Below are 23943 nucleotides of genomic sequence, written 5' to 3' on the forward strand. Positions count from 1 at the left end.
TTAATTAAGAACGTAATTCTTTTCTAGTAAATTAATAATTTCACCCACATGCTCTTTTTGTAATATGCTCAGATGATTACCAGCGATTTCATACACCGATAACTTGGTACTTAAACTTGCCCATCCCATATCTGAACTAAGTAACTTGTCTTTAAAGTGTGTTGTTTGCTGTGCTTTTATCACTGCAGTAGGGACATTATCTAACCGCATATTAAGGTTGATATGAGCGTTAAGCTGCGCACTAAAAGCAGTTGCAAAGCAACTCAATTGCTTACTTGAAAAACGATACCCTGAGTTACATAAAAATTGGCTCAGCCAACTGTATTGCTGCTCTAAAGAAAGCGCTTTGTAATTGCATATTTGTTCAATGGACAACTGAAGTGCAAAAAACTCCGTTATGTTCTCTAACATAAACTGCGCACACTGCTGCGCGTCAAATATTTCATTTTCATCATGAGGGACTGGCGTATCTAATAAGGTGAGTGTTGATTTTAGCGTCTTATTGACAGTTGCTTGCTTAGCTATTTCATAGGCAATAAAGCTGCCGAATGAGTGGCCAACTAAGTGCACCTGAGCAAGCTCTAGCGTTGTTAACTCGCTCAAATAATGCTGTGCTGTTAGTGTTAAAGAACTAACTACTTCACAACGATTAGCTATTTCATCTGGTTGTAATCCAAAAACTGGAATACGTTCGTCCAATTTTTGTACCAAGCTCTGGAATGCCATTAATAAGCCACCAGCCCCACCAATTAACACGATAGGGGTATAGCCTTGTTGGCCAGATTGCAAACAAACTAGCGTCTTTGTATCTTGAACATGGTGGTCCATAGCATGTATGCGCCTTTGCAATACATCACTTAGTGTGGCAATTGAACGATGTTGAAAAACCAACTCAATGGGTACTTCATAGTTAAGCGCATTACTTAATTCACCGACTAACCGCATCGCTAACAATGAGTGCAGGCCAAGTGTGAAAAAATCATCATGTAAATTAATTGAATTAATATTGAGCAACTGTTTAACTCTGTTTGATAGCTCAACCTGCAGCGGCGTTTTAATCTCTTCATGGTTGATTACTTTATCGCAGCGGTTAATATTACTCGCGATTTCGACGAGTTGTTTTCTATCAACTTTACCATTACCAGTTAGCGGTAACTCAGCCATAAGTTCAATATGACGTGGCACCATGTAATCAGGTAGCTTTTGTGCCAAAACCCGACTTAGTTGAGCTGCGTCTGTATTTGCTGACTTTGCAACAACAAAGGCATGCAATTGCTTGGTGCCGTTAACATCGTCACAAACTACCACAGCACAAGTCACAACATTATCATCAAGCAGTAAGCTGCGTTCTATTTCTCCAAGCTCTATGCGATACCCACGAACCTTTACCTGTTCATCTAAACGGCAAATATATTCCAACTCATTATTGGCGTTTATTCTTACCTTATCTCCTGTTTTATACAGTCTCGCACCGCTATACTCATCTGTAATAAAGGCTTTATTGGTCTTCTCTGTATCCCCTAAATATCCACGTGCTAAACAAGCGCCACTAATATAAAGCTCACCTGATATATAATAAGGCACAGCACGGCGGTATTTGTCTAATATTGACAGCGTAGCCCCCATAACAGGCTTACCAATTGCTAATCGCTCACTTTGGTGATGAGTAACATCACGCAGTGTTGTAGAGATAGTTGCTTCAGTGGGCCCATAGGCGTTAACTAAACGTATTGTAGCACTCTGATTCTTTTGCCAACGACGCAGCGCAGAGGTTTGCATTTGCTCTCCACCAATAGTGATCACTCTAAGCCCAGTGCCAAAGTCCACTTTTTCCATTGCAAGTGTATGCCAATAAGCCGTTGGTAGGCTCATCAAAGTGAGTGTACTTTGAACAGCAACTTTACCAAGCCCCTTGGCCGTTAATAGTTGGTTAGAGTCGGCCAAAACCAAAGTTGCACCATTTAATAATGTGCAAAATAACTCCTCGGCAAATACATCAAAGCTACAGCTGGCAAACTGTAGATAATTATCAGCATAAGAAATGCCATAGCATTTGCTTAAAAATGACACATAATTGAGTACACTCTGCTGCTCTACCATCACTCCTTTAGGTGTGCCTGTCGTACCCGATGTATAGATGACATAGCATAACTTTGATTTTGCATAATCAACGTCAGAGGTATTTATAAATGTACTTGGTAAATCAGCGGGTAGATGCATAACGTCAAATATGGTGCACTTTGGTAAGTCATCCCTCCAGTCACTTTGGCTACTTATAAGTCCAGATATATCCGCGTTTTGAGCCATGAAATTGCGACGAGCAATAGGAAGTTGAGGTGATATTGGTAAATAAGCAGCCCCCATTTTTAAACACGCTAAAATAGCTATTATCAATTCAAAGCCTGCTTTTAAACAAATACCAATGAGTGGCTGATTTGTCTGTTTGGGCAAGTGTTGCTGAATATAATTGGCGTATTGATTTACGTGCTTATCGAGTTGCAGGTAACTCATATTAATTCTTTCACTTGCATGATAGTACTCAAGCGCCCGCTTTTGTGGATGTAATTTTACTATTAGCTCAAAACGTTGAATCAAAGTAGTGTTGGCATCAAATTCAACAAACCCGGTGTCAGGTAAAGACAGCGAAAATGTGTCCAACGGTAACTTGAAGTCTGTACGTGCAACCAACGGCAATTTATACAATTGCTCATTTGGGTGATTAACAAACATATTTAACAAATGCATTAATGTCTCTAAGCTTTGCTCGGCGACATTATGATTAATACATCCTGTGTCGTAACATAAATTAAGTGATACTTGTTCCGCCGCGCCCACAACCAGTGTAAGTGGGTAATGGGTATGGTCTACATAATTTTGGCTAATAACCTCAAATGGCACATCATCCGCATTATCAAGGGGTGCTGTAGGATAGTTTTCAAATACATATAATGCGTCAAATAGCTGTGAACCGTTTTCAATATCGCTCCAGTTGTGTACTTGAGTCAGCGCACTATGACTGTATTTTGAAAGTGCCAAATAATTTTGTTTAACCGTATTAATATAAGCTAGTACGGTACTGTGCGCCGTAATATCTAACTTCACTGCTTGTGTGTTGATATACAAACCCACTTTTTGCTCAACATTGATTAAATCTGTTGGTCTGCCTGAGATCGTTTGACCAAACAAAGCATACTCTTTGTCGCAGCAGATACTAAGCCAATAACCCCAAACTGCCTGAATGACATGATTGAGTGTGAACCCGTTGGTCTTTGCAAAGTACTCAATTTCTGTCTTTAGTTGTACATCTATATTTAACTCTAGTTGCTGCATCTGGCCATTTTCTGGCACACCATCACAGATAATATGGTCACTAATTAATGTTGGTTCGCTAATTCCTGCCAAATAGCTTTGCCAAAATGCTTTCTCCCCTTTTGCGTCTTGTTCTTGTATATATGCAATGTAGTCTTTGTACTTGTCTTCACAGATATTAGGCACTTTGGCATTTAAACGCGCATTGTAATATGACAATAAGTTGGCGAATAAAACAGGCAAAGACCAGCCATCTAAAATGAGGTGATGATAGGTCCAAATAAATCCATATCGATTATTAGAAATAGGTAATAAGCGTAACCGCATACAAGGTGCATGCGACAGGTCAATACCTGTGTGATACTCTTGCTGCGCACAATTATTAATATAATCCTCTTCACACATACCACTGACTGCAAAGCTCTGTAGGGGATCAATAGTAAGTGGTACATCACACTGTTCAAATACAATTTGTAGCGGCTCATTGCTTGCTTTTACAAAAGCTGTACGAAGTATGCTGTGCGTGCGAATTACATGCTGCCATGCATAATCAAAAGCCTCAACATCAAACTCCCCTTCAAACACCATCATGGCTTGCTCCAGATATGGTGTGTATGAGTTTGTTGTCTGTTGGCGCTGGCTTTGCAGCCACATACCTTGTTGTAACATGCTCATTGGATAAATATCAGCAATTGCGCGTTGTGCATAACTGGCAGTTAAGTTTTGCAGCTGTAACCTAGATACATGCTTGAGTAAACTAAAGTCACTAGGAGTATAGTGGCGAGTGTTGTTTTGCACACAATGGCTAACAATAATCTGTAAGCTTTGCTCAAAGTTTTTAGCAAAGTTACTGACATCTTTATCGCTAATACGGTTACTATCATAATCAAATGAGAGTACTAATTGGCCGTTACTTATCGCAGAAGTTACCTGTAAGCCGTAATAAAGATGATTAGATTTGCTATGCAGCTGGCCTGCTGGCTCTTGCGCGTCCATAATTAAGCCATCATTATTTATCGCGCTGTCTAACTGCCCAAGATAATTAAAAAATAATTTATCTTTTGTCTCTATCATTAGCGATTGGCGAATACTCTCTGACGTGTGATTGTAGCGTAAAGCACCATAACTACTAGCAAGTGGCGTGCTTTGCGCTAATTGCTCTTTGACGCTACAGATCACTTCTGATGGTGTTGCTGCATTACTAAATAAATGAAATGGAAACATAGCAGTTAACCAACTAACACAGCGTTCAGCTTTAAGTGCTTGATTTAATGTCTCTCTACCATGCCCTTCAAGCATAATAATTTGCGAATGAGTTTGATAGTAATGCATCGCACACCATTGCAAAGCACTAAGTAATAATGTTTGTACCGATGTGTTATATGGCAAATTAGCGTCTTTTATAAGCGTATTGGTCAATGACTTAGAACACGTATATTGATAAGACGCAGGCAATGACGACTTTGCTGTATCAACTGCCTTTAATTGCAACATACTACTAGTGGTTGCAAGCTTGGCGAGTGATTGCCATCGACTTAAGTGATTTTGTTGCTGTGCTTGTTCAATATAAAACTGACTAACTTCATTAAGCGATACTGTGCGCTTGGGCAATACAATGTGCTGGCCTTTAATGGCACTTTCACACGCCAACTGTAAATCTTCTAAAAGAATACGCCAAGAAACCCCATCAATAATCAAATGATGGGCAACAATTAATAAACGGTGGTGCTGCTCAAATTCTGGTGTTGTAAAATGGCATATTCTTAATAAAGGGGTGCCTGAAAAATGAAAGCTCTCTTGAGCAAGGTTTGCATGCTTATTTAGTTCAGACTGCCAATTGAGGTGATTTGCTAAGTCAATATTCTCTAGTACATGATTGGCTGCTATCTCTTCAACTATTTCAAGCTGTTTTTCATTTACAACGCTGCGCAGCCCTTCATGCAAATTAAGTAAACTGTTTACAACCAATTCCATGTGCTTGGTGCTTAGCGACTTATCAATAGATAACATAAGCGCTTGGTTCCAGTGCGAGGGTACTTTGAAGTTTTGCTCAAAAAACCAATGCTGTATCGGTAGTGCTTGTATAACCCCTGTATATTCTTTAACAGCGGTGTCTGTGTTAGCGATGTTTATCTGATCTTTGACATGCTCAGCAAGCAGATGAACCGTGTTATAGTTAAACACATCAGCAACTGCTATATGTATTCCCAATGTCCGTACACGGCTTGCAATTTGAATACTTAATATAGAGTCTCCCCCTTGAGCAAAAAAATCATCTTCAGCTTTAAACATATTGTTATTTAAAACACTTTGATAAATATGAAGTAGTTTTTCTATTACTGTTTGGGATTCTTGCTGCGTTGCTTTTTTAAGTGAAACGTCGTTAGCAACGTTTTGTAAATTATTGATATGCAGCGTCAGAGCACGGCGGTCAACTTTGCCATGCGCCGTAAGAGGCAGCGCGCTCAATATAATGTAACGATGAGGATGCATATAAGCAGGTAATTTTTTAACTACTTGGCTTTTAATGGCCTCTAATCTACCGTGCTCAGAGTCGATATCTGTATCATACACTATAAATGCAGCAAGCTGTTTTGCGCCACCTGCTAATTCAAAAACCTGTACTGCGCACTCCTCTAATCCATGGCAAGTTAAAATTACCTGCTCAATCTCACCTAATTCAATGCGATACCCTCTTAGCTTTATTTGATCATCGGTACGCGCAATATATGCCAATCTGTCGTTACCCAATTGACGAACTAAGTCACCGGTTTGATAAGCGCGAACGCGCTTTGTATGCACACTGTTAAGTGTCACAAAGCGGGATTGAGTTAAATCATCTCGATTTAAATAACCGCGCGCTAACCCTTGCCCTGCAATGTATAATTCACCAATCATGCCCTTAGGGACTGGCTGCTGATACTTATCAAGAATATAAAGATAGGTATTGTCGATTGGCATACCAACATCAGGGGCTTTCTCACTTGATTGAACTACACCAGAAGTCGCTACGACTGATGCTTCAGTTGGTCCATAATTATTGATAAGTGTAAATGGCATGGAAGACACATCGATGCTATTTAGTTTGTCACCACCTACAAGTAAATAACGCAAATATTGCGGAGTAAATTTGGCATCATTGAGTACCACTTCAGCAATAGGTGTGGCTAAGAAACTGTGTGTTACTTTATTTTGAGTAAGTAATTGAGACAGCTGTTCAGGCGCGTTAAGGACGCTTTTAGAAACGCTCACAACAGTTGCTCCAGCGCACAAGTACGGCCAAAGCTCCCAAGCGGCTGCATCAAATGCAATATTGGCTGTTTGACTTGCTACGCTTTGCTCACTCACTTTAAACGCGTGGTTATGCCATGCACATAAGTTCATTAACCCTTTGTGTGGCACCATCACACCTTTAGGGTTACCTGTTGTGCCTGAGGTATAAATAACATACGCAAGTTGATTGGCATCTAATAACGGCAAGCAACGCTCTTGATGTGCATTATTAATTATGTCTTGCTCTAAATGGTAGTCATCAATACACAACATTTGATGTTGATGCATACCACTGCTGAACTTATCAATGTGCTCACTATGTGTGATAACCCACACCGCGCCACAGTCTTCATTAATAAAGGTAATTCTTTGTTGCGGGTAATCTGGGTCTACAGGAACATAGCAGCCACCCGCTTTCAATATGCCAAGCATAGCAATAACAAGATCTACGCCAAAGCTCATACTCACAACTACGCGCTGCTCTTTTTGCAACCCTTTATGTAATAAGTAATGTGCAAATTCGTTACTTCGGTTGTGTAAAAAGTGATAACTGAAACCTTGCGTGTTGTCTGACTCTATCAGCGCTATATGATGGCTATGGGATTCACAAGCGATTTCCACAAACTCATCTATTACAGTACGCCCATTGACAGCTTCGTTATATCTTCCTCTGATCACTAGCTGCTGCGATTGCTGTTTGGATAGCAAAGGAATTTCAAACACACATCGATGAGGAAACTCTATTAGGTGCCCAACTAAGACTTCAAAAGCACTCGCCATAGAACTGATGGTTTGTTCTGAGAATAGCGCTTGATTGTATATCCAGTTGAAACGCATTTGATTATCATCTTCACAACAGCTCAGCTCAATATCAAATTTAACTGTATGTATCGCTTCATCTATCGCATTGGCATTAATACCACAGAGCTTAAGCTGACTATCCATTTGTGGATTCAAGGAGAATGTTAATTGGAAGACACTTTGGTGACTCAAATCTCTGCGCAATTTAAGTTGCTCAATGATCTGCTCAAAAGGCATGTCTTGATGTGAATGAATATCCTGTAGAATTTGCTTTTGTTGCAACAACAAAGCTTCAAACCCAATTTTTTCACTTACTTTAGTGCGAATGGGTAATGTATTAACAAAAAAGCCAATCAAATGCTCAAGCTGACTATGGTGACGCCCTGAAAACGGAGCTCCAATAACTACATCTTGGCTGTTACTAAAGCGAGCTACCAATAACGAATATGCAGTATGTAACCAAGTAAATGTGGTTACATCTAAACGCTGGCAGTGTGCCCTTATGGCAGCAGATAAATGCGCGCCAAAAGTCTGGCTTAATTGTGCCCCCACTTTAGTAAGCTGTTTGGTCCTTGGCTTATCTAGAGGCAACTGATGAAGTGGCGGTGCTCCCGCTAAATGACTTAACCAAAACTGTGCGTGCTTTTGCAGTTTATCTGCCGTTAGAGTACGTCGCTGCCAGTGAGCATAATCCGCGTATTGAATGAGTAAAGGTGTTCTTAATGACTCTGGCAGTGCATGTGTATGAGCAAAGTTGTGGTAAAACTGAGTAAACTCTTTAACCAGTATGTTAAGCGATTGCCCATCGCTGGCTATATGATGCATATTCACCAAAAACAGATGCTTTTCAGCGCTTTGTTTTAACAAAACCACACGTAACATAAGATCACTATCTAACTGAAACGCAGTTTGTTTATCGTCTCTTAACACCTTTAGCCATAGTCTACTTTGCTGCTCTTCATTCAATGCACTTGCGTCAACATAATGCACAATATCATCGTAATGCTGCATTACCTGTTGGTTAGGTTCACCGCTTTGAGAACTCACAATGTAGGTTCTTAGTATTTCATGACGCGTTACAATCGCACGCCAAGCTTGCGTAAAAGCGTCAATATTAAGCTCACCCACCAGCTCAAATGCAGCGCTCATATGGTATTCAAGGCTGCCTTGTTGAATTTTATCAATACTCCATAAGCGCTGTTGTGCAAATGACAGCGCTATGTGCTCACTACTTTGCGGTGAAATTGGTAAAATATCGAGTTCTTGTTCATCATTTTCGCTGAAGTTTTGCTGTGCCAATTGCGCCAGTGACTTTACCTCTGGACGTTGGAATAAATCTTTTAGCGTAATGTTTAACTTTGTTTTTTCGCGTAATCGAGCGACTACTTGCGTTGCCAACAACGAATGCCCACCTAACCTAAAAAAATGAGCCTCACGGCCTACCTCATTAAGCTCTAATATTTCGGCAAAACAATCCGCTATTTGCTGTTCAAACTGAGTATTTGGCGCACTATATTGCTGTGTATCTTGCTCAAATATATCTATTTCAAGTAGCGTTTTTTTATCTACTTTGCCATTACTGGTAAGCGGCATATTGATCACTGAAACTACGCTACTTGGCAGCATAAACTCAGGCAATGTTTGTCTAAGATATTGCTGTACTTGTGACGTTAAAGAATCAAACTGCGCCGCTTGCTCAAGCACCACAAATGCACATATAACGCTACCGAGCGTATCACTTTGCTTAAGAAGCACACTGACATTTTTGAGCCAAGGGTGGCTGCGTAACTGGTTTTCTATTTCACCTAATTCTATACGATAGCCACGTACTTTAACTTGGTCGTCTATACGGCGGATATATGCGAGCTCCCCATTATTTAGATAGCGAACTAAATCTCCCGTTTTATACAGTTTTTGACCATTATTGTTAAATGGATTGTCGATAAAGCGCTCTATATTGAGTTGCTCTCTTTGCCAATATCCTCGACATACCCCTTCTCCCCCGACATAAAGCTCACCGACTGCGCCCTGAGGAAGTGGTTGCAAATATTTGTCTAATACATAACAGGATGTTGTTGGTATAGGCGAACCTATATTACTGGTGCCTTGTGCAATTTCTACCGTGGTTATATGTTTGTAAGTAACGTGTACTGTGGTTTCTGTAATACCGTACATATTGATTAACTTACAGTGGCTAAACCTTTGTGCCCAAGGTGCTAGTTTGGCGGGCTGTAATGCCTCACCACCAAAAATAACGTAACGAATATGGCTTTGCGCTAAGTCAGTATCATCCAAACGAAATACAGTATCTTGCAACACATAAAATGCGCTGGGTGTTTGGTTTAATACCGTTACTTTTTGCGCTATTAAAAGCTTTGCAAATGCTTGACTATCTTTGCTTTGTGCCTCAGTCACAACAATCAAACGTGCACCAAAGAGTAACGCGCCATACATTTCCCAAACTGAAAAATCAAAACAAAATGAATGGAATAGCGTCCATACGTCTTGTTCGTTAAAATCAAATAATCTGGGTTCAGTAAACAGTAACCTTACAACTTGGCGATGTTCAATTTGAACCCCTTTAGGATGGCCTGTGGTACCTGAGGTATAAATCATATATGCCAAATGTTCAGGTTCAATCGGTATATTGAGATTATCATCGGCGGTAATATTGGCTGTTAGCTCAGGATCACTAATATTAACGACTTGTTTAGCCAGTGTTTTAAAGCGAGCATAATTTACTTGGTCACAAATTAATATATCACTGCCTACATCTTTAATAATGTAGTCTATACGCTCTTGCGGATAGTCAGGGTCTATTGGCACATAAGCGCACCCTGCTTTTAAAGTGGCCAATAATGTAACGACCAATTGCGCATTACGACTGACGCTCACTGGGATCAGCTGCTGTGAATTAACACCCATCGCAATTAACGCTCGCGATAATCGGTTAGCTTTTATGTTAAGTTGCTCATAACTCAGTTCACCATGCTCATCGGTTATGGCTATTCGCTTTGCAAATTTTACGGCCTGTTGCTCAAACAACGCTACTAAATGACTGCTTTTAGGCCAATCCACATGTTCGTTCAAATCGTGCGTTAACAGCTGCTTTTGCTTCTCACTCAATAAAGGAATATGCGCACAAGGGGTGTTTGGAGATGCACCAACATGCTCTAAGAGTAAAGCAAAACTATTAGCCCAATTTGTAATCGTATTTAAATCATATAACGCCCGGTCGAACTTCCAATTTATAGTCGTCCCTTGCTCACTCATTTGTATATTTAGCTCAAGGTCGCACTTAATTGTACAGTGACTATTTTGTGGTGCTCGCTCTTCTTCAATCGTTAAGTTAGGTAAACTGAAAGTGCCTTGTTCATTATGCTCTAGGGTAAATAAAATTTGTACCAATGGATGATGGCTCAAGTCACGTTTACAATTAAGCGCATCTACCAGCTTATCAAAGGGCAAGGTTTGATATTCAAGGGCTTGTAAAATTGCATCTTTTTGATTGTGTAGCCAAGCACTAAACGGTCGCTCGTCTTCAATATCAGCTGGGATCACGATGGTGTTAACAAATAAACCAATGAGGGCATCTAATTTTGGATCATGACGGCCTAATACCGGGGTTCCCACTATCACTTGGTTAGTTTGATTAATACGCCCGATAAATAACATAAAACAGCTAAGCATCCACATAAACGGAGTGACATGATGATGCATGACCTGACTTTGCAGTTTGGTGCATAGTTGAGCATTTAGGTGCTGACGATATACTTGTCCATTGAGTGCTTGTATTGCAGGCCGGGGCCGGTCAGTTGGTAACGACTGAATTGACTCAAAGCCAGATAACTTTTTTTGCCAATGCGCCATTGCATGTCGTAATTTATTGTCACTTAATGCACCTTTTTGCCAAATTGCATAGTCTGCGTACTGTATTGGTAAGGGCGTGGTTAAATCAGGCTTGTTGGCAATTATACCGCGATATAAGCGCTCAATTTCTTTGACTAAACAATGTAAAGATGCGCCATCAGAAATAATATGATGCATATTAAAAGCAAGCCAATGCTCAGCTTCATTAGATATCAGCAATACACGCAGAAGCGGGCCATGGGCAAGGTTGAATGGTTGGTGTTGATGTTCATGCAATCGTTGTTCTATTTCTTTTTCTCGTCGCGTTTTTTCAATACAGCTAGCATCAAAGTACTCAAATGGTGTATCGATGTTTGACGCTATATGCTGATATGGCACGCCTTTACTATCAACAACAAATGTAGTGCGTAATATTTCATGGCGGGCAATGACTTGTTTTATGCTTTGTTTGAATGCAGTAATATTAAGCTCGCCATGTAGCTTAAATTCTACGGGCATATAGTATTGTGCACTGCCTTGTAATTGCTCTACAAACCATAATCCTTCTTGTGCAAAGCTCAAAGGTATAGGCTTATTTCTTGGTGCGGCGCTAAGTTCATTGAAAAGGTTGGCGTTTGCATTGTGCTGACTTTGTTTTTGCTGCAAAAAGTAATCAATTATCTGTGTTTTATGCGCAATAACTCGCGACTTTAATTCATCGGGAAAATCATTATTTTGCTTAAAAGCCAAGCCACCATTTTTCTCATATAATGTTACACCTGCTGCAAGTGCTTCTCCGATTAAGTTCTCTATTAATAATGTTTGTTCGTTCATTATAAAAACATCTCTTCTGAAGTATCACAGGTGTTATCGCTTGGGGTAGCGTCGAGTGCAGCTTGATTAATTGCATACCATTGGGATAGAGCTGCTATGGTTGGTCGCTCGAACAATACTTTAACCGGTATATCAATACCTAGCTGCTCTTTGATGATTGCAACACATTGCGTAGCTAGCAGTGAATGCCCTCCTAAGGCAAAAAAGCCATCGGTTACACCTATTGATGCCACTCCTAATAGAGATGAGAATATATCTACTAAATTACGCTCTAACTCATTGCGTGGAGCTACATTTTTTGTCTTTGTCTGTATTTGATGAGAGATGTTTTGTAGTTTTACCGTATCGACTTTACCATTACTGGTCAGCGGCAACTCTTTCAACGCAATCACCTTATGCGGCAGCATATAATGTGGTAAGTGCGGCGCCAACTGCTGCCGTAAGGTTTCAAGTTGTTCTTGGCTCAAAGAATACGGTTCGTTATCGATTAACTCTGGTGCTTCATTTGATGGCACGATAAAAGCAGCTAAGTTCTCTTGTTCATGATTGAGTAATACATAAGCTTGTTGTACTTGCTCAAGCTTGCTTAAACAATGCTCAATATCACCGAGCTCTATGCGGTAACCCCTGAGCTTAACTTGTAGATCGTATCGCCCATAAAATTGTAACTGATCGGCTATTCCCTGCTCATCAGTGAGCCAACGGACTTTATCGCCTGTTCTATAAAATCGTTCGGCTTTATTGGTGCCTGGCAGTGTTATTAGCACAAATTTCTCAGCACTCATTACAGGCAACCCCAAATAGCCATTTGCCAAGTTATGCCCACCTACATATAGCTCTCCAACAACGCCTGCGGGTACACATTGCTGATGTTCGTCTAGTACTACGAGTTGGGTGTTCTCGATTGGCCTACCGATTGGCACATATTGTTCTGAGGATTTAAATAACTTAGCAATACCGACTTTATCGGTACTGTACATACTAGTACCAACAGTGGCCTCTGTCGGGCCATATTCATTCACCCAGTAACAATTAGGCAAATAATGACTTAGCTGCTCAAGTAATTTAACGCTGAGAGCTTCTCCACCTACCACCAACTTATGAGCATTATCTATTGGTTGCACTGGTAACCTAGTTAACAACCCTTGTAAATGAGCTGGTGTTAACTTAAATAGCACAGAGGCATTGTTATCAAATACTTGCTCAGCTAATTCGTCTAACATAGTGTCGTCATCAGCAATAATATTTATAGCCATGCCCGCAAGTAAGGGGGCCCAAATTGTTGTAACTGAAGCATCAAACGCAAGCGGCGTACTTAAAACCGCAGATTCAATCTCACTAAGATAACTCGATTGCGCGTGCGCGAGATAAAGAGCAACATTACCCTGTGTTATCTCAACGCCCTTTGGTTGCCCTGTTGTACCAGATGTATAAATCACATAGGCCAGCGCCTCAGACGAAGTATCAGGCCAATCAATTAATACCTCCGTGTTTTGCCAAGATTCTTTATTATCAAACCAAACTAATGGCACACCCAGTTCTTCTAAGTTCGCTATGAAAGCCTGCTGTTGAATAGCCTCGCTTGTTACTAAACAACTTGCTTGAGCGTCTTGTAAAATAAACTTAAAACGCTCTGCGGGTAATTTAGGGTCAATCGGTACATATGCACACCCTACATGCCATGCAGCCAACATTGCCACTACCATGTCACTTGAGGCAGGCAAGCAAATGGCAACAAGCCCATTTTCGGCTAGGTTATTTTTGCGCAAATAACTGGCGAGTTGTAACGCTTGTTGCTGTAAGTCAATAAAGCTCATCTGCGTCTTATTCGGTGCAACGACCGCAGTGCGGTTTGGGTCATTGTTAACTACTTGATTAAAACGCTGCAACAAAGAGAGATTAGGTGATGAGTCACTAAAATGTGTATGAGCATTTACCGTCTGTATTTGCTGCTCTTTTGTATTCAATGGTACATGGCTTGTAAGCTGCAAGGGCTGCTTTAGTAATGCATCAATCATGGTAGCAAAAGCACAAGCCATTGCTTTAATAGAGTTGCGTTTAAATAGTGAGGTGGCAAAATTCCATTGCAGCTCAATGCCATGCTCACGCTCTATCGCATTCACTTCGAGGTCAAACTTCATTTGATGTGAATTCTGCGGTAATTGCTCAATTTGTAAATGAGGTAACTTAAACTCTGTCACTTCATTATTTTGCAACGCAAATAAAATTTGAAATAACGGCTGATGCCCTAAATCTCGCTCTGGCTGCAATGTCTCGACTAACTGCTCAAACGGCACCGCTTGATGTTTAAATGCATCTAAGATCACTTGCTTTTGTTGTTGTAAAAAATGCTCGAAACTTTGCTCGCTCTTTCTTTGCGCTCTGATCACCAAGGTATTGACAAAAAAACCAATTAAATTTGAAACTTCTGGTTGCTCTCTACCGGCAATTGGTGAGCCAATTAGCACATCTGAAGTTTGACTAAAACGCATGACGAATAAAGAGAACACACTATGCAACCACATAAACAAGGTGAGGCCATGCTGCTTACAATATTGATGAATTGCTTGTACCGTATTGATTGATAAGTACTGCACCCATGTATCACCCTCTAACTGCTGTAATGTGGGCCTTGGTTTATCAATGGGTAATTGATGCAGTACAGGGTAGTTTTTTAATTGTGTTTGCCAATAGTCTAGCGATTGAGCAAATGATGCTTGGTTTGCTACTTGTCGTTGCCAATAGGCAAAATCAGCGTATTGCACTGTAAACGGTTGCTCAAATTCACTGGCTAATGTGTAACTGGGCTCATTGCTATAATGACGATAAAAAGCAATAAATTCGTTCACTAAAATTGCCATTGACCAGCCATCACTTGCAATATGATGCATATTAAAATGCACTCTATAATGCTGCCCAGAGAACTTAACGACTAATACTCTAATTAATACGTCAGTCGATAGATTGAATGGTGCTTGCTGTGCTTTTTGTTCTAAATCCAGCCATTGCTCAAGCGCATCTTGGGTGTTTAAAGCGGATAAGTCTTCAATTTTCAGTGGCACCGCAAATTGCTCATTAATGAGTTGCTCTGGAGACTCACCCGCACCGCCTGATAAAATAGTACTTCTGAGCACTTCGTGCCGCTCGATAATAGATTTTAGCGCCTCATTAAATGCCCCAAGATGCAATGTGCCTTTAAGCTCAAAACTGGCTGGCATATGGTATTGCAGCGTGCCACTTTGCACTTGCTCAATCAGCCACAATCGTTGCTGGGCATAAGATAATGGCAGGCGTTCTGTGCGAGCGATTGGAGCAATGGCATTGTCACTTTCAATCAATGGACATTGCGCTAACGCCTGCGATAATGACAAAACACTAGGAGTCTTAAATAGCTGCTCTAACGTGATGTCATAATGCTTATCACAGCGGATCTCGCTGATCAAACGGATTGCCAATAATGAGTGACCACCTAACTCAAAAAAGCTCTCATCCAAAGTAATATATTGATTATTCAAAACATCACTAAATAACTGTAATAGATAAGCTTGTAAGGTGTTTAAAGACTTCAGTTCAATTCGCTGTTGTGGCTCATTTATTTGGCTTTGAGTACTAGCCTGCAGTGCTTTTGCATCAATTTTGCCATTACGCGTTAATGGCATCCTTTCTAATTGATTAAATTTGCTTGGCACCATATATGGCAAAAGCTGATTGGATAAATAATCCTTAAGCTGATTCTCATCAATTGAAGCTTTTGGGTTGGTTATATAATGGGCGCATAATAATGCCTGTTCTTTATCCAAAGTAATCGAACATTCACTAATACCTGAAAAACGCAGCATATGATGGCAAATTGCGTTAGTATCCACTCGGTAACCTCGCAGCTTTACCACATCATCACACCGACCAATGTATCGAAGGTAACTCGGAATATTCTCACCATCGGCATGCCAACGAACCACATCACCGGTGCGATAAAAACGCTGTTTAATACGTAAACCTTTGCCATAAGGTACGCGTATATCGATAAACTTTTGCTTATTAAGTTGGACTTGATTTAGATAACCTGGGCTTACCACAGGCCCTGCTATCAACAACTCACCAGGCATATTGACCGCTGCGACCTGATTGAACTTATCAACAACCAGCATGCCAACTTGACTAATTGGCAAGCCTATCGGCACATCAGAATAAGGAAGTTCTTGGTTTTGAGCATCCGGTTCAATAGTAAATGTACTCGACCCTACCGTTGTTTCGGTTGGGCCGTATTCATTTATCCAACGAACCTTAGGCAAACGCGCTTGCAACGCTAAAACCAATTCAGAGGTCAATGCTTCTCCGCCCACAATAATAGTGTGAGCACTTTGTGTAGGTGAAACTTGTTGAGATAGCCCAAGCACCGCTCGTAAATGCGCTGGCGTTAGCTTAAGTAGCAAATTCGTATTTGATTTAAATAGCTTATCAACAAGCAAAGGCAGCTGATTTACACCATCCGTCAAGATATTAACGGTGCCACCGACTAATAACATGGGTATGAGTGAAGTTACAGTCGCATCAAAGGCCAAAGGTGTGCTTACCACCGATTCATTCAGTTGAGGGTCACCAGCAAGGTAGCTTTCGCAAGCATGTTGCAAATACGCATTAACATTTGCATGGCTGATTGTCACCCCTTTTGGCTTACCTGTAGAGCCTGATGTATATATAATGTAACAAAGTTGTTCAATACTCTTTGAACCAATAATATTAGGGTGGGAGGTGGAATATCCGCTAAAGTTTGATTCAAGCTCAAAAATATCATCTAGCAGTAAAAAGTCCGTACCACTTTCTATCAGTTTTTCAGTATTGTCACTTAGCGCCAAAATCATCATCATTTGTGCATCATCAACAATATTGATTATTCCATTACTTGGAGTTTCGATATGAAGCGGCACATAAACGTGGTTTGCTTTTGAAATAGCCAGTATGCTAAGCACCATATGGACGCAGCTTGGTAACAACACTCCAATTGGGCTTTGCGGTGCAAATTCCATTTCCAATAAACTATGAGCAAGCTGATTTGATAAATATTCAAGCTGAGTATAAGTGATTGAATTTTGCCCATCTCGCAACGCTATGTGCTCACCATGAGATTTAACCATTACACTAAAGCGTTGATCCCAACGTTGTTGCTGTTGACTGTGAACTTCCACCAGCTGTGCATAGTTTAATAGCGCAGACTGCTCTGCTTTAGAACAAATAGCCAACTCGCTTAACTTAATATCAGTATCCATTAAGCATTGTTCAAGCAGGTGGCAGTACTGTGCAAAAAAGCGCTCAATACTTGATTGCTGCCATAATGCCGTGTCGTATAACCACTCAACTACAATTTCTGACCCTTTATCGATAACACTTACTTCTAAATCCAGCTTAGCACTGCGCACGTTTGTGTTATAAGCATCAACTTTTAAGCCTTCTAACTGTAAAGCTTCATTAACTTGGTTATTGACCCTAAAAACAATTTGAATTAGCGGATGTATCGATATGTTTCGCTCGTGAGAAAGTTCATCAACAAGTAAATCAAATGGCAGCTGTTGATGCGCTATCGCTTCATTTAATACGTTCTTAGCACTGGCTATTGCTTGATTGAAAGAATCTTGTTCATTAAAATTGCTATATAACACCAATGTATTGATAAAATTACCAATCAAAGTTTCAAACTCTGGTAGCTCTCGGCCTGACACCGCAGTACCCAATGCGACATCCGCTTGTTGCGATGCACGGCTTAACCAAACACTAAATACCGTTTGTAAAATTAAAAATAAAGTATGACCGGATGTTTTCACATATTGGCGTAACAAAGTACTTAAGCTAGATGCGAATGGTCGACAAAATAACGCGCCGCCCTGCACTGGTTGATTGAGTCGCTCATAATCTGTAGGTAATTCATGTATTTTTGGCAAATCACTTAACTTATCACGCCAGTATTCAAGATCAGATAACCAACCTTTCGATTTGCCATTCTCTCGTTGCCAGTAAACGTAATCAATATAGCTATAATCAGGCACCGATAATGCCTCACTATGTATTTGACTATAGTATTGTGATAATGCCTTACAGAGCACCTCAATTGACCAACCATCTGATACAATGTGGTGCATATTTACGATTAATACATGTTTTAAACTTTGTAATTTAATTAGCTGAGCGCGGATCATTAAATCACGAGATAAGTCAAAACTATGCTGATAATCTGAGGAAATGGTTTGATCTACCCTGGCCAACTGTTGCGATTCACACAATGATGTTAAGTCGTGATTTACTAATGCGAACTTTAATAGTGTATTTTCAAACTGCACAGGGTGTGAATTTTCATCCACACGATAGTTAAACCTCAATATACGATGGCTTTGAATCACTGCATCAAAAGCTTGCTCTAACCGCTTACTATCTATCTCACCATGTAAGGTAAAAACACCTTGTAAGTTGTATTGGCTGCTGTGACCTTGCAACTGATTAACAATCCAAAGCCGTTGTTGTGCATAAGATAGCGGGTGTTGCCCACTTCTTTTTTGGCGCGAAATAGTGTGAGCAGAATGCTCAAATGTAGCATTTATTTCCAAATACTGTGCAAGTTCCGCGACTGTAGGATTTGCAAAAATCGCCTTAAGCGTAATCGAAATAGCCAACTCTGTTTGAATTTTATTTAACAACTTCATCGCTAAAAGCGAATGACCACCAATTGCAAAAAAATCATCATGTATACCTACTTTGCCAGCGCCAGTGAGTTGCTCAAATAAACTTGCTAATTGCCGTTCAATCACAGTGTTTGGTAAAACTAAATCGCTAGTGTTAATCACCAAAGGCTTACTTTTTAGTAGGTTTCGGTCTACTTTGCCATTGGCTAATAAAGGTAAAAGGTCACACACAACAATCACACTGGGGATCATAGGTTCGGGTAGGTGCTGCTTTAAATCAGCTTTTATCTTTTGTTGTACTTGAAGACTACTTAAGCCATATTCATGAGTAACAACATGGGCAACCAAAATAGTCTGCTGAGCCTGTTTCTGGCACAGTACGACTGCCTGTTTTACGTTTTTTATCGCATTTAATTTGGCTTCAATATCAAGCGTATCAACCCTAAAACCTCTAACCTTAATTTGATCATCTAATCTGCCAAGAAACTCTAATTGGCCTGATTTGTTTAAACGAACCTGATCACCTGAGCGATAAAAACATTCACCATTGAATTTTACAAAAGCCTGTTCGCTAATACTAGGTGCATTAATATAGCCAAGTGCAACACTGCTGCCCCCAATGTACAACTCACCTGGCATTCCTACTGGCACACCTTGATGGTCCTCATTGAGTATTTTAATCTGCACATGAGAAAATGGCTGGCCAATGCTATAGCTACCCCAATTACAGAGGCTGTCAGCAGTTAACTTATATGCTGTGGCTCCTATGCAGGTTTCAGTCGGTCCATAGTGATTTACAATACTCGCAGCAGGAAAGTGACTTTGAATTGCATCAACTAAAGGCTCAGTTAACGCCTCCCCTCCAAATATCCAATGCTTAACGGAGTTGCTGCATTTTAAGTTGATTATGTGTGGTAATAATTCATGGGCAAATGACGGCGTAACTTTAATCAAGTTTGCTTGTTGCTTCGCAAGTTCATAGGCAATTTTCTGTGGCTCTGGTAGCTGTTGCTCACTGCCCACTAGCAATACAGATCCCCCATTTGCCAAAACCGGATAAAGACCCGTTAAACATAAGTCTGTGGCAAGGCCCGTAACCACGGCCGCTTTCGTTGCAGCTGTAAATTCAATAACTTCACTAACGCCATTTACATAACTTGCCAAAGCTTGGTGGGAGATCATCACCCCCTTTGGCGAGCCGGTTGAGCCAGATGTGAACATTACATAAGCACAATCATCGCCTTGCACAGGTAAAAGCTCAGAGTTAACAATAATTGAATCGTCAATCAGCGACTCAAATTTAACAATACTAACTTGATTATTTACGCACTGAACTTGTTCGCTTGGCTGCAACGCATCGTCACCCATAATGACTAAGTGTTGGCATTGAGCTTGATTTAATATCTCTAAAATGCGTTTAAACGGAGTACCTTGCTCTATCGGTAAATAAGCGCATTTTGCACGCATAACACCAAGCATCGCCACGACACTATTAATTGAGCGCTTAACCAATATTGCAATTGGCTGATGATGAGCCACATTCAAACTGTTTACAATGGCACAAGCTATAGCCGCGCTCTGTTTTTCTAATGCGTCGTAAGTCAACGATTGATCATCACCTTGGCGCAACGCAATTTGATTAGGGTCAACTGTTACTTGATTAAGAATACTATCAACAATACTGATAAATTGCTTTTTTGCCTGTGGTGCTTGTAGTATGTTTGAACTCTCATCAACGCTTGGCAATGGCACAAGATCTATTAAATGATTGCAATCAGCGGTAAAAGTATCTACCAAAACCACAAAATCTTTGCAAAACGCCTCTATCAACTGGCTATCAAACAAACAGCTACAATAGTCTACACTGCCAATCAGATCACCCTCTGATTGGGTCAGGTTAAGTGTTAAATCGTATTTTGCGCTCTGGTTATCAAGCGCAGTAAGATCTGCAGATATGTCTTCATTGGAGAGATTGTCAACGGCCACCGCATTGTAGTTGAATAACACTTGGAACAATGCTGAGTGAGCACTAGATTTTGGTAAATTTAGCGATGTGATTATGTCTTCAAGCGCTACACTTTGATTTGCTAACGCTTGTTTCACTATACACATCACATCTTGTGCAAGCTGTGTAAATGTTGGCGTTTTTTTAAGCTGCAAGCGTATTGGTAGTGTATTGATAAAGCAGCCAATCATGGTTTCAAATTCAGCTTGTGAGCGGTTTAAAACCGGCACTCCTAAAGTAATGTCACGCTTTTGACTGTAACGATAAAGTAAGCAATAAAATATACTTAAATACCCTACAAATTCAGTTACTTTTAGCGTTTGACAGACTCGACTGAAATTGAGGCTCGTTTGATTGTCAATATGAAAATGTGAAACACTACCTTGATAGTTTTTTCCAGCAGAGCGTGGATAACTAGTCGGCAATTCAAATAAGTCAATATCAACCAATTGATCTTGCCAGTACGATAATTGCTCTTTATAGTCATCGCTTAGTCGGTATTGCTGTTCCCAGTGGACATAATCTAAATACTGGAGCTGTTTTTGCGGTGGCTGATTATCAGTAAGTGCCTCTAATAAGGCTTGAATAAATAACCCAACAGACCAACCATCAGCAATAATATGGTGCATCGCAATATAAAGCCACTGTCCATGCTCACAGTGGTTATCAGTAAATAAAGTGCCTCTAACTAATAAATCATTAGCAAGGTCAAAGCAGTGTGTAAGCTCTGCATCTAAATGGCTTACTATCTCTTCTTTAGACACATTACCTTGAGTAATCGCAACATCAACGGCAAACTCATGTTGATCACAAACTTTTTGTATCGCACCTTCTTCACTGCTTATAAAGTTGCTTTTTAACACCTCATTATTTGACAACAGCAGGTTAATTGCTTGGTTTAATCTTTTAGCGTGTATTGGTTGTGAAAACCTAACCAAACCTGACATATTGTAAGCGTAAGAAGACTGTTCATATTGGGAAATAAACCAAATCCGTTGTTGAGCACTTGACAAGCATCCAATTTTTTCATGGTTTTGACTCATATATTCAATGAGTAGATCTTTATTTTTTTTAATTCGACTGAGTAATTCACTTGGTACATTATCTAATTTGGTTCTTAGTTTTAACGCCCCATTTTGCATGTACACGTAGATACCTAGTTTATCTAGCTCGGCCAAAAAGCTTTCTATCGCTAAATTATCCATCATTACAAGTCCATCTCCGTCATTGATTGATCGGCCAATACATCATTGATATCTCTACCACTTACAATGTCACTCACCTGCTGCACTTTCGGTGCTGCGCCAGATGCAGTTTTTGCATGTGTTAAATCCTCAATTCGCTGTGAAAGCGTACTCACACTTGAATAGTCAAATACGTCAGCAACAGTTATTCGTATACCAAACTCTCTATTAATACGAGAGACCAATTGCATTGCTTGGACAGAGTTACCACCACCATCAAAAAAACTTTTTTTAGTGCAAAACTGGTTTACTTGCAAAACATTAAGGTAACAATGTAATAATTTTTGTTCACTTTGCGTACTCGGTAAATTCACTCGCTCAGGTTCAGTATTTTGTGTACTTTGCGCAACAGGTAAAGCGTTTAAATTTAATTTTCCATTCGCTGTCTTTGGCCATTCGGTTAACCAAAACAGCTGTTCAGGTAGCATATAATTTGGTAGGTAACGAGCAAGTATTTGGCGCAACCGAGCTAGTGTCCAAGTTGATGATAAATCTTTTGCATCAATACTATAAACGCATAGCGAGCCTATATTGTGTTGCTCAGATACTATCAGGGCTTTGATATCAGTGGTGTTAAATAAGTTCGCGATATGATATTCAATCTCGCCAAGCTCAATGCGATGACCATTGAGCTTTACTTGCTGGTCCAGTCGGCCTTGTAACTCAATTTGACCATCGGCTAAACGTCTAGCTCGATCGCCTGTTTTGTATAGTCGTTGTTTGAGTTGTTCATTGAATTGATGGTCTACGAAGCGTTGCAGTGTTAAATCTGCACGATTGATATAACCCTTAGCCACTCCCAAACCGCCAATCCAAAGCTCACCCCAAACCCCAATTGGTAATGGCAATGCCTGATTTTGTGCATCTTCATCCATTATATAAAGACTTGTATTAGCGATGCCTTCACCAATGGTTATGCTACGAGCATTATTAATATGACTAACCGATGACCAAATTGTGGTTTCAGTAGGCCCATACATATTCCAAAGCTCGCCTCCACCACTTATTACCTTCTTTGCTAATATACTATCGAGCGGCTCTCCTCCGCACAGTACTTTTAAACCTTTGACACAGTTAGGGTTGGTATTGAGTAATAGTCGCCACAATGTGGGGGTAGCCTGCATAATTGAAATTGAATAAGTAGTCAATTGTTCAATAATTGCATCTGGGTCACTACATATTTGTTCATCTGCAATCACAGTCGTAGCCCCCGCTGTCAGGGGTAGAAATAACTCTAGCATTGCGATATCAAAAGCAATTGTAGTAATTGATAAAAACTTGTCGTCAGCGTTGATCCCTGGTTTATCACGCATGGCTTCTAGCAAGTTGCTAAGGCCACTATGCATGACTTCTACCCCTTTTGGCCGACCAGTAGAGCCTGAGGTATAGATCACATAAGCAACTTGGTCGCTCATTACTTGATTGAACTTTATGTCACAAGGCTGCTTATCAATGTGCTGCGCCTCATTATCGACATCTAGCACATTAAAACTTGCATTTTGTAGTAACTCGCTGTCCGCACTTGTGCTATCGCAGATGAGCAATGAGACTTGTGCATCATCTAAGATATCGATAATACGATCTTTTGGATAAGCCAAGTCTAACGGCAAATACGCGGCACCAATTTTTAGCACTGCTATTAAACTAATCAATAATTCACTACGACGTGATAAAGCAATTGCCACCAAATCACCTTCTTTGACGCCTTTTATCGTCAAATAATGTGCCATTTGGTTAATTCGCACATCTAAATCTGCATAGGTGATCTGCCTTTCATTACATCTTAACGCCACTTTGTGCGGATAATTTCTTACACTGGCCGAAATATCATCTAGAAGTGTTTTTTGCAGGCTTCTCTTTTGATCATTATCTTGAGCGTTTTGTATTGGGTTTAGTAATACCGCTTGATAATCTTGCTGTTCAAGCAAAGAACAGGCTCTAGTATTTAACTTATCCG

General features: G+C 40.3%; 3 protein-coding genes (1 of these 3 only partly in view). All 3 read right to left on the reverse strand.

From position 1 onward, the window contains the following. Tightly spaced (each overlapping or abutting the next), the 3 genes in view from OCI93_RS10790 to OCI93_RS10800 form a layout consistent with a single transcriptional unit that may run on beyond the window. Complete coding sequence (locus tag OCI93_RS10790) at positions 1-12066, reverse strand: non-ribosomal peptide synthetase (RefSeq protein WP_261626395.1); 12066 nt, start codon at positions 12064-12066, stop codon at positions 1-3. Further along, on the reverse strand, positions 12066-21950 hold the full coding sequence (locus OCI93_RS10795) for a non-ribosomal peptide synthetase (RefSeq protein ID WP_261626396.1): 9885 nt from the start codon (positions 21948-21950) through the stop codon (positions 12066-12068). The genes OCI93_RS10790 and OCI93_RS10795 overlap by 1 nt, the downstream gene beginning before the upstream one ends. Then, positions 21950-23943, reverse strand: the end of a protein-coding gene (locus tag OCI93_RS10800; protein WP_261626397.1) for a non-ribosomal peptide synthetase/type I polyketide synthase. Its footprint extends 7993 nt past the window's final position; 1994 of the gene's 9987 nt are visible here — the last part of the coding sequence; the start codon falls outside the window, past its right edge; the stop codon is at positions 21950-21952. The genes OCI93_RS10795 and OCI93_RS10800 overlap by 1 nt, the downstream gene beginning before the upstream one ends.

This window comes from Pseudoalteromonas holothuriae (genome assembly GCF_945859825.1).
In the GTDB taxonomy this organism is placed as follows: domain Bacteria; phylum Pseudomonadota; class Gammaproteobacteria; order Enterobacterales; family Alteromonadaceae; genus Pseudoalteromonas; species Pseudoalteromonas holothuriae.